This is a genomic window from Coleofasciculus sp. D1-CHI-01 (assembly GCF_040218875.1).
Lineage (GTDB): Bacteria > Cyanobacteriota > Cyanobacteriia > Cyanobacteriales > Coleofasciculaceae > Coleofasciculus.
Genome location: NZ_JAVJQP010000159.1, coordinates 1 through 10,165, shown reverse-complemented (window position 1 = coordinate 10,165; position 10,165 = coordinate 1). Strand labels below are relative to the sequence as shown.

The 10,165-nt window shown below is 47.9% G+C and carries 9 protein-coding genes; 4 read left to right on the top strand and 5 right to left on the bottom strand.

The window, feature by feature from the left end:
* Nucleotides 1-861: 861 nt before the first annotated feature.
* The 3 genes from murI to RIB93_RS27955 all read right to left on the bottom strand — a co-directional run bounded on the left by murI (nt 862) and on the right by RIB93_RS27955 (nt 5,586).
* Complete coding sequence (gene murI / locus RIB93_RS27965) at nt 862-1,725, bottom strand: glutamate racemase (RefSeq protein ID WP_446377820.1); 864 nt, start codon at nt 1,723-1,725, stop codon at nt 862-864.
* A gap of 91 nt (nt 1,726-1,816) precedes the next feature.
* A complete protein-coding gene (locus RIB93_RS27960; RefSeq protein ID WP_446377822.1) occupies nt 1,817-3,742 on the bottom strand; it encodes an N-acetylmuramoyl-L-alanine amidase in 1,926 nt (641 codons plus the stop codon).
* 380 nt (nt 3,743-4,122) lie between these two features.
* A complete protein-coding gene (locus tag RIB93_RS27955) occupies nt 4,123-5,586 on the bottom strand; it encodes a cation:proton antiporter (RefSeq protein WP_446377818.1) in 1,464 nt (487 codons plus the stop codon).
* A 203-nt stretch (nt 5,587-5,789) separates the two neighbouring features.
* Between RIB93_RS27955 and RIB93_RS27950 the strand changes: the two genes are divergently transcribed.
* Nucleotides 5,790-6,530 (top strand): SIMPL domain-containing protein, encoded by a 741-nt coding sequence (locus tag RIB93_RS27950; protein ID WP_446377816.1) that lies wholly within the window; start codon nt 5,790-5,792, stop codon nt 6,528-6,530.
* 3 nt (nt 6,531-6,533) lie between these two features.
* Here RIB93_RS27950 and RIB93_RS27945 read toward each other — a convergent pair whose 3' ends face one another.
* Nucleotides 6,534-6,896, bottom strand: coding sequence for a single-stranded DNA-binding protein (locus RIB93_RS27945; RefSeq protein WP_446377814.1), 363 nt, complete (start codon nt 6,894-6,896; stop codon nt 6,534-6,536).
* Nucleotides 6,897-7,242: 346 nt separating this feature from the next.
* Here RIB93_RS27945 and RIB93_RS27940 point away from each other — a divergent pair, with 346 nt between their 5' ends.
* The 3 genes from RIB93_RS27940 to mreD all read left to right on the top strand — a co-directional run bounded on the left by RIB93_RS27940 (nt 7,243) and on the right by mreD (nt 9,890).
* Complete coding sequence (locus tag RIB93_RS27940; RefSeq protein ID WP_044208646.1) at nt 7,243-8,250, top strand: rod shape-determining protein; 1,008 nt, start codon at nt 7,243-7,245, stop codon at nt 8,248-8,250.
* Between the two features lie 119 nt (nt 8,251-8,369).
* Nucleotides 8,370-9,125, top strand: a complete 756-nt coding sequence (mreC, locus tag RIB93_RS27935) for a rod shape-determining protein MreC (RefSeq protein ID WP_446377812.1) — start codon at nt 8,370-8,372, stop codon at nt 9,123-9,125.
* Between the two features lie 159 nt (nt 9,126-9,284).
* On the top strand, nt 9,285-9,890 hold the full coding sequence (mreD, locus tag RIB93_RS27930; RefSeq protein ID WP_446377810.1) for a rod shape-determining protein MreD: 606 nt from the start codon (nt 9,285-9,287) through the stop codon (nt 9,888-9,890).
* Between the two features lie 164 nt (nt 9,891-10,054).
* Here the strand turns inward: mreD and RIB93_RS27925 are convergent.
* A partial coding sequence (locus RIB93_RS27925) for a transposase (RefSeq protein ID WP_446373407.1) occupies nt 10,055-10,165 on the bottom strand: 111 nt, incomplete at its 5' end.

Here is a 10,165-nt window from a genome sequence, read left to right as displayed (position 1 = left end):
TAACAGTGTGTTGTTCCTTCAATACTCTAAATCCGAGTCCTCCTTAACAAGCCAGAAAAGATAAATTAAGACGGATATTTTTACAATAGAAACTTATTTAAAAGCCGACTAGCGTAAATTATACGCTAACGATTCTTAGACCTTGAAATAAAATAAATCTCAAGCCCAAGAAACAAAAAAGTCTTGAAATCTGACATAATTGAGTGATAATAAAAGTTAAATCTTCCGGGTAATGATTACTAAGTTATCACCAATAAAACATCTCCCCCTCAAGTTTGGAAAAAAGAAAGGCAAAGAACTTCTTACTAACTTTAACGGCGGTAAAATTACTTCAAATGCGGGAATCGTCTGGTTAGCATAATTAGATAAAAAACTGAAAATTGCCACAACCTATTTAGGATTGCTATATCAACAAAACCCGCCCTGGATTAAGTGTTAATGATAGAATCCTTTTCGTTGCAGATATTCAACAGCAATTTTATAAATAATCATTCACTTGTAGGGGCGGGTTTAGGAATTTAATTTTGGCGTTTACCAATAACCTATAAACAAAACCCGTCCTGGGTTAACGGTTAATGATAGAACCCTTTTCGTTGCAGATTGTCGAGAAGTAACCTCCTTTGTTGATCAAGGGCGGGTTTTGTTGGGAACTTATTCCTAGATAATTCAATTAAACGGCTAAACCCGCCCCTACAATGAACTTATACCTTCTTTTGACCTAGCTAAAATGGTGGAATAGATTTGACGTTTAACCCTTCGACTTCGCTCAGGGTTAAACCGGGTGCACATCGGTCATTAGTGTCAACTTAAGGGGGTTTAGCTTAAGTTGACACCAATGCACATCGGTGTGCCCCTACAATTCTAATCCACCGCTTCTACAGACATAGATACAGGCGATACGTCTGGTAAATAGGTTTTTTCCACAACTGGAGTACACCCCAACCACTGTACCGATAACTTAGCAAACTGCTGCGGACAACCACTGACACAAAATCGCGTCGGTAGCGGTGGTGAACTATTTTTTAATCCCATTAAATCCAGTTCTTGCGCCGCCGCCGCCACCAGATGTTCAGCCGGATCAATCAATTGTACAGACGCGGGTAAAATTTGTCGCAATACAGGCGCTAACAACGGATAATGGGTACACCCATAAATCAACGTATCAATTCGCTGCTGGAGTAATGGCGTCAGATACTGGGACGCGATTTCCGAGGTATAGGGCTCGTATAAACGATTTTGCTCAACTAAAGGGACAAACTCTGGACAGCCGACTTGCCAAACCTGAACCGTGGGTTCCACTTCTAACAAAGCGCGTCGATAGGCATTACTCGCCGCCGTCGCGGGGGTCGCAATCACGCCAATCCGACGCCCTACTTGAACGGCGGCACGAGATCCGGGCAAAATCAATCCCAGAATCGGTAGTTGAAACTCACGCCGTAAGCTGTCTAGGGCTAAGGCGTCACTGGTGTTACACGCCAGAACCACCATTTTTACCTCTTGCTCAACCATCCAAGTGAGAATCTCCCGACCAAACTGGATGATTTCCCTAGGCGAACGGGTACCATAAGGAAGGCGTGCGGTATCGGCAAAGTAAAGAATCGATTCATGGGGAAGTTGGCGGTAGAGTTCCCTGAGAACGGTAAGTCCACCAACACCACTGTCGAATACGCCAATCCGACGGTGTTGTGCTTCTCCCCTAAAGTTCAAAATCGGGTCATTTGTCATTCGTCGTCTTATGTCATTCGTCTTATGTCATTCGTCAAAGAATTTTCCCACTTGGTAAAGGGGACTATTGAGAACCCCGATAACACTCGTGTTAAAAATTCTGCTGAATGTACTGAAGGATACCACGAGCGATCGCCTGTGCCGTTTGGCTACGGTGATTTGGATCATTGAGTTTTACCGCATCATCTCGACCGGTGACAAAACCCACTTCCACCAAAACCGCTGGCATTGAGGTTTTTCTTAGCACATAAAACCGGGCGCGTCGAACCCCCCGATTCTGCACCGGAACCGTCTGTAAAATGTTATTGTGAATCGTCTGGGCAAGTCGTTGCCCACTGGCGAAATAATAGGTTTCCAATCCATTCACATCCGGGCGGCTGAGACTAATGGCATTCGCATGAATGCTGACAAATAGATTAGCATTGACTCGCTCCGCCATGGTTACACGGGGAGCTAAATCAACGAAATAATCGCTATTGCGGGTTAATACGGCTTGTACGCCCTGCTTTTCTAATAATGCTGCCACTTCCTGGGCAATGGGTAAAATAACATCCTTTTCCCGTAATCCGCCAATGCCAACAGCGCCGGGATCTTTCCCGCCATGTCCCGGATCAACCATCACTACAATTCGACTATTGGGAACCGTGGGAAATGAGGTTGGGGATGTGGGGGAAGGGCTTGGCGGCGGTACTGGAATTGATTCACGGGGCGGTAATGTAGCGCGTCTTTGTTGTATCGGTAGCGCCAATAGCCGATCGCTAATTTGATTAAGGCTACCAATCTGAGTTCCTGGACTCGGCTGCACCAAAATCACCACGGTGTTAGAGTCTTGCTGGCGCAGTAATACCCGTGATAGAGGACTATTGGCAGTCAGTTGAGGTCCTTTAACCTGATCAGCTAATTGAGCATTAGCGATTGTAATCCGGTACGCCTTCTCATTCGCATCCCAGCGACTGGTGGCTTGGACACTGCGATCGGTTTCAATCAATAGTTGAGTCTGATTATTTCCCAGTTCAACCGACTGAATTGTTGCTTGTTGATTAATGCTGACTCGTCGATTCGAGGTTTGCGATCGCGAAGGATAAGAGACTAACACATTACCCGAAGCATTAGAGCGATTCTCTAAACTGGATGCTGAGGTTCCTCTGGGGATAATCACCAACCCGCCGACATCGCTGTATAATGCCTGCCAATCGGGACTATCTCGGTCAACATTTAAGGTGATCCGAGTCAAGGGGGGTGAATCTTTAACGTTTTGAAATTGGATTTGGCTAACGCCGTAGCGATTAACGTTCAACGTTTGCTCAACCAGACGGCGGGAGAGGTTTAAACCCTCTACCTCAATCTCAATCTGACGGCGATCGCGACTCCGCTGTACCTTAATCTGATCCGGTTTTCCCCCATCGGTATAGATAAAAAATCCATTCCGAGTCACCTGGAAACTATCCACTTGTGTCGCCGATGTTTCCACCGTCACCGTTGGGGGTGAACTCGGTTGGGGAGATTGGCGATCGGGAACCCTTCGACTTCGCTCAGGGTTAACGGTTCGGACTGGGGGAGGCGAACTGGGTAAACTTGATATCCGTTGTGGATCAGGGATATTCACCGTCCACTGTGTCGGCGAGAGTCCTCTAAATTGTACCTGTTGGGGGTCGAGGGTATAACCTGGGGCTAATTCCACCACAATCCGAGTGGTTTGGTTTTCAAATTGTCCGACTCGGATTTCTTGAATCGCACCGCCCACACGCTGATTCACCGTCGGGCGTCCCAGTCGAGTTCCAGGCAAATCAATAACCAGCCGAGTCGGATTCGCAATTAGTTGCGCCCTCGGCTGAACTCCCTCATCCGTCGTAAAGACCAACTGGTTTTGAGCGCGGTCAAACCGCCAAAACAGCAGTTGACGCGCTTCGGCGGCGGATGTATAGAGAAAAACACTCAAAAAGCTGGAGAGTAGCAGTAGCCAGCGAAATCTCACAATTATTGCTCCTAACTTAAAGCTCGGTGCTGCATACAGCATTTGGGTGGGTGGCGTTTCAATTAAGGCAGTTGCTGAGTTCAAAACCGAACTCAGTCAGGTTGAGCGGGTTCACCCTATATCCCGAAGTCCAACTGCTCGCTTTGGTTTCAACCTTGGCTTAAGCCAATGTGACTCACCCAAGTTGAGTTAATTAGCTGTTATAGACAGTCAGCTTTCAGGGACGTAGAGTCACGAATTTAAGTTTCAAAAAAAATAGTATAGTCCCTTTTCGGATGAACAATCCCAACTGCTCCCCCTGCTTCCCCTGCTTCCCCTGCTTCCCCTGCTTCCCCTGCTTCCCCTGCTTCCCCTGCTCCCCCTGCTCCCCCTGCTTCCCCTGCTTCCCCTGCTTGTACAGAGGAGAACTGGGGATGATTAAGTCATTCGGGTTTAGACTCTGACAGAGTTTCTACGGACTCTGATCCGGGGACAGTTTCGGGTTCTTTTAAGACTAATCGCAATAAGGGGGGAGCGATAAATGTGGTTAAAATCACCATCATAATAATCGCCGCCTCAGTTGCATTAGAAAGCGCCCCACTGGCTGAACCAACTCCAGCAAAAACCAGTCCCACTTCGCCTCGGGGAATCATCCCCACACCAATTGCCAAACGATTAATACCCGGTTGACCAAAGACCGTAAAGCCTGTGACTACCTTACCGATAATCGCCACCACGATCAGGAACAGTGCCAAAATCAACCCTTCCCGATTACTGGGAACCGCTGGATTAAGGACACTTAAATCGGTTTTGGCACCCACCACCACAAAGAAAATCGGGGTAAGGACATCAGCTACAGGTAACACCTGTTCCTCTAATTCCCGGCGTTTATCGGTTTCTGCCAGAATTAAGCCAGCAGCAAATGCGCCTAAAATGGCTTCAAGTTGAATCGCTGCGGCAATATAAGACAGAATCGCGGCAAAAATCAGGGCGGTGAGTAATACCTGTCCCCGTGTTTTCATTTCATCCACCAGGGCGACAAAGTAGGGACCCAGAAGGCGTCCCACTAAAATCGCACCCACTAAAAAGACACCTGCACTGATGATTAGATAAATAACATTCGCGATCGCGATTTCCCCGGTTTTGGCTAAACTCGCCACCACCGCTAGCACGATGATGCCTAACACGTCGTCTAAAACCGCTGCACCAATGATAATTTGACCTTCTTTAGAACTGAGACTGCCGATTTCGGCTAAGACTTTGGCGGTAATCCCAATACTGGTAGCGGTTAGCGCCGCCCCCGCAAAAATGGCTGGCACGGCTGGAACGTTGAACAAATAGGTTAACCCAGCGGTTCCGGCGGCAAAGGGGGCAATCACCCCAACAATGGCAACAACAGCCGCTTGTGGACCGACTCGGATCAGTTCTTGCAAATCCGATTCCAGTCCAATTTCAAATAGGAGAATTACCACCCCCAGTTCGGCTAAAACCGAGATTACTTCACTCTGAGTGTCAAACACCGACTCAGCCGCCATTGGATTTAAGCCCGCTGTACGTTCCAGGAAGCTGACAATCATTGAGCTAGCCGCATCTGCTCCCGCTTCGGGAAAAACAAGTAGATGCAGCGCTGAGACGCCTACAACTACCCCACCAACGAGTTCCCCCAGTACCGGTGGCAAGTTAATCCGCGCACAAAGTTCGCCACCCAATTTGCTAGCGAAGTAAATGACCACTAAACTCAGCAATACGCCAGCGAAGATCAATGAACTCTTTTCGGCTTCGCTGGTGGTGGCTTCACTGGCTGCGGCGATCAGGGAGTGGTGGGCAGATAGCCAGGGGAAGCTAAAGGGGGGAGTTAGGGAACTCACCCAGGTAGTTGCATCAGCTACAGGTTGAGAAAAAAGCATGGATTCCATTCTACAGGGAACAGGGAACAGGGAGCTGGGGGAGCATGTAGAGACGTAGCATGCTACGTCTGGAAGCTGGGGGAGAGAACGTTATCTGTTGGTCCATATCAAACCACAGGGTTACGAAAACTGTAACCCAAGAAATGATAATGCTCTATGGTGTCAAAGTGAAAGCTTAATCTATAATTTGGAGACTCAATGCGATGATGTCTGTCGGTTTATCTAGCTCCCGTTTCCTGAGCCAAAAAAAGTTACAGGTGATGGCTGGGGTTTTGGGTTTAGTGATGCTCGGATGCATCAATCCCGCGATCGCACAGGAGCGATTGTTACGAACGCTCACGGTAACCGGACAAGGCGTAGAACGAATTCCCACCACCCTGACACGGGTGCAGTTAGGGGTTGAGGTACAAGGAAAAACAGCGCAACAGGTGCAACAAGAGGTGGCACGTCAGTCGGCGGCGGTGGTGGAGTTGCTGCGATCGCGTAATGTCCAACAACTCCAAACCACCAGTATCCAACTCAACCCTGTCTATAGCTACGAGGACAATCAGCGACGCCTGATCGGGTATTCTGCCAGTAACACCGTCAGCTTCCGCCTTCCCACAGAACAGGCGGGAAGGCTTTTGGATGATGCTGTGGCTGCTGGTGCAACCCGCATCAACTCGATTAGCTTTACCGCCCCAGAAAGTGCGATCGCCACGGCTCAAAAACAAGCACTACGAGAAGCCACCCAGGATGCCCAACAGCAAGCCGATGCCGTGTTAAATGCCTTGAACCTCACCCGTCAAGATATCGTTACCATTCAAATTAATGGTGCCACACCACCGTCTCCACCCATGCCGCTGATGAGCAGGGCGGAGTCCTTTGCCCCAAATGCTCCGACACCAGTTATTGGTGGTGAGCAAGAGGTACAGGCATCTGTCACCCTGCAAATTAGCTACTAACCTTTAGAACTCTGTCTCGCCGTAGCGATCAACGGTGCTGGGATCATTATCGCGTTTAGAGCCTAATAAATCCATTCGATCCACTCTAATAACGGGCTTGTGGTAATTGTGACCATCCCGCGTTGTTAACGGATCAATCTTCAGTGCTCCTTGAATCCCAATCAAACTTCCCTTCCGCACGTAGTTTGCCGCCACTTCCGCTGTCTTCCCCCAAATCTCTAGATTGAACCAGTCAGGCTTATCACTGTTGCGGCTGCGACGATCCACCGCCAGTGTTAACTTACACAAAACACTGCCCGACTCGAAATACCTGACATCTGGGTCTGCGCCCACCCGACCAACTAAATTAACTACATTGAGACTCATTTTTTTAGTACCCTTGTACTGATTGCTAATTAGTTTAGCGAATTTATACAGTTGTCCACAATCCCTCAAGCCCTACTGGAGGCACGCCAATTGCCGTGATTCACGCTCGCTTGTGACCTTGACTTTCTCCGGATCAGCAATTTTGTCGTCTGAATGATACTTTCAGCTTCGTTTTCAAAGATTAATAGCGATGACTTTATCAACTTCACTAGACTCAGCCAAAAAAACGTAATAGAATCCACCTCGGTTACAGTTCAGATACATTGTTTGTTATACATATAAACATTCGACCTTGGGGGCTTATAAACAAGTGGGTATTTTCAGTCGCTTTTCCCTATCCCGGGACATGGGTATCGATTTAGGTACAGCTAATACTTTAGTATATGTATCTGGCAAAGGCATCGTACTCCAGGAGCCTTCTGTCGTCGCCATGGACCAAGATGAAAAAGTGCCACTAGCGGTGGGAGAGGACGCCAAAAAAATGCTGGGCAGAACTCCAGGTAACGTGGTCGCCCTGCGTCCTTTACGCGATGGTGTGATTGCTGACTTCGATACCGCCGAACTCATGCTCAAGCATTTTATCCGGCGAGTTCACGAAGGGCGGACTTTAGTTCAACCTCGGATTGTCATTGGCATTCCCAGTGGTGTAACCGGGGTGGAACGGCGGGCAGTTATGGAAGCTGCATCTCAAGCCGGTGCCAGAGATGTGTACCTGATTGATGAACCTGTTGCTGCTGCTATCGGTGCGGGGCTGCCAGTGGCAGAGCCAACGGGTAATATGATTATCGATATCGGTGGTGGGACGACAGAAGTCGCGGTACTCAGTTTACAAGGTACCGTTTTGAGCGAATCGGTACGGGTCGCTGGTGATGAACTGAGTGAATCGATCACCCAGTACATGAAAAAAGTCCATAACCTGGTGATTGGGGAGCGAACGGCTGAAGAAATTAAAATTCAGATTGGTTCAGCCTACCCGACTCATGAGGACGATGATTTCTCCATGGAAGTACGCGGCTTACACTTGCTGTCTGGTTTACCGCGAACTGTGAGTATCAAGGGACCCGAAATTCGCGAAAGTATGTCCGAACCGCTTTCAGTCATCGTTGATGCGGTAAAACGGACTTTAGAGCGGACACCACCTGAACTCGCTGCCGATATTATTGATCGAGGCATCATGTTAGCGGGTGGTGGTGCCTTACTAAAAGGACTAGATACGTTGATTAGTCACGAAACAGGTATTGTGACTCATGTAGCGGCTGATCCCCTAAGCTGTGTGGTTTTAGGCACAGGTCGTGTTCTGGAGAACTTCAAACAGCTAGAACGGGTATTTAGTGGGCGCTCTCGCCATATCTAAGCTGATGATGTCTTAGAGAGCAGTCTTGAGATGGTTGGTTCACAAGCTGCATGAGAAGTCAACTGCATTATTGCAACTCGATGGCATCAGCCGGAAGCTGAACGAATACTGGACAGGTTATGTATATATTGCGTCGTTGGTGGGACAAACATGGAGTCGCTGTTGTGCTGGGGGGACTAACTCTAAGCCTTGCTTGGTTCGTTCGCCAAACTCAGGGTGCAGCTCTCTTTGAGGCTTATCAGTTGTTGACCCGTCCCTTACAATCAGAACCAACCCAACAGGAGCGTTTGACCAATGCCAAAGTTTTGGAACTCCAACAGCGTCTGATTGAATTCGAGAGCCAAAACCAAAAACTCAAAGAACTGCTGAATTATTCTAAAACCCAAGACCAGCAAGGAATTCTTGCTCCCATTATCGGGCGTAGTGCGGGTCACTGGTGGCAACATGTAACTTTGGGTCGAGGGAGTCGAGATGGGATACAGGTGCATTCAATTGTTATGGCACCTGGCGGTTTAGTGGGTCAGATTGTCAATGTGACGCCGAATACAAGTCGCGTACTGCTAATCAGCGACGCGACTAGCCGAGTCGGGGCGGTGATTAGCCGTAGCCGTAGCATGGGGTTTATTCGAGGACAAGGTTCAAATCGGGCGGTGTTGCAGTTTTTTGACAAAGTACCCGATGTCCGTCGGGGAGATGCGGTTTCCACTTCACCCGTGAGTAAACTGTTTCCGGCTGGATTACCGTTAGGACGGGTGGAGTCAGTCAACTTGGATAAAAGTCCAGCCCCCGAAGCTGTCATTGAGTTAACAGCGCCTTTAGATGCCTTGGAGTGGGTGATTGTTTATCCCCAATCAAGGACGGTTGATCCCGAATAGAGTAACCAGGGTGCAAAAACGGATACCATAAATTCCCCATCTCTCAGGGGTATAATCGATTTTTGGGAATTTTGGGAATTTTTGAGTAAGTTTTTATACTTGGAAATTTAGCCGGATTACCAATCAACAAAAACCTAGATGTGATACTTGGGCGGTGAAATGGAGGTCAAAAAAAGGCAAAACTCATTGAGGATAGCACAGAAGAAACCCTTGAATAACATTTTCAACCTTTCCCAGTTTTCCCCCCAAGTTCGTCAACTGCTCAATTGGATGGTAACGGCGGGTTCTGTGCTTGTATGTGTGATGGCTTTACCTACTCGGTTACCGGGGATGGAATTGCTAGGAATTGCCCCGAATTGGTTGTTAATTTGGGTGGTTGCCTGGAGTATCAAACGCACCGCTTTTCAGGGGGCGATCGCAGGGTTAACACTGGGTTTGATTCAAGATGGGATAACTGCCCCTGAACCCACTCATGTCCTGAGTCTAGTGTTAGTGGGAATTTTAACAGCTCGAATGCAGAAGCAGCGATATATTCAGGAAGATTTTATTTCAGTTGCATTAATTGTATTTGGTATGGCGGTTGTCGCTGAGACGGTGACGGCGATTCAGTACAGTTTTCTGGGCGATCGCACTCTAGCAGAAATTTGGACAGATCACCAGCGTATTGCCCTATCCTCCGCGATTCTCAGTAGTTTGTGGGCACCTGTAGTTTATTATCCCCTGAGTCGTTGGTGGGAACAGATTCATTTACTCGAACAATCCTAAATCGGGTGAACTACTCCCGTTTAGGTTGATTGGCAGGACATTGCCGATATCAACCTGCCCAAGGTAGGTCGGGTAAAAGTAATCTACCATCGCCCCATTCCAGACGGGTTTACGATTTTTTGTCTAAAGTTTAGTGGCTCTTTCAGACTAACTATGATAAATTACTAGCCAAAATACCAATTAAGCAGAACCCTTCTTCTAAAATTATCAAAATTATTTAACCCATAACCTCTTCTTTTAATTAGCTTAATTTTTTGATTAATTCCCTCCACTGT

Coding starts and splice junctions, on each gene's coding strand:
- murI (WP_446377820.1), bottom strand. CDS start 1,725: ATGACAAATGACCCGATTTTGAACTTTAGGGGAGAAGCACAACACCGT.
- RIB93_RS27960 (WP_446377822.1), bottom strand. CDS start 3,742: ATGCTGTATGCAGCACCGAGCTTTAAGTTAGGAGCAATAATTGTGAGA.
- RIB93_RS27955 (WP_446377818.1), bottom strand. CDS start 5,586: ATGCTTTTTTCTCAACCTGTAGCTGATGCAACTACCTGGGTGAGTTCC.
- RIB93_RS27950 (WP_446377816.1), top strand. CDS start 5,790: ATGATGTCTGTCGGTTTATCTAGCTCCCGTTTCCTGAGCCAAAAAAAG.
- RIB93_RS27945 (WP_446377814.1), bottom strand. CDS start 6,896: ATGAGTCTCAATGTAGTTAATTTAGTTGGTCGGGTGGGCGCAGACCCA.
- RIB93_RS27940 (WP_044208646.1), top strand. CDS start 7,243: ATGGGTATCGATTTAGGTACAGCTAATACTTTAGTATATGTATCTGGC.
- mreC (WP_446377812.1), top strand. CDS start 8,370: ATGTATATATTGCGTCGTTGGTGGGACAAACATGGAGTCGCTGTTGTG.
- mreD (WP_446377810.1), top strand. CDS start 9,285: ATGGAGGTCAAAAAAAGGCAAAACTCATTGAGGATAGCACAGAAGAAA.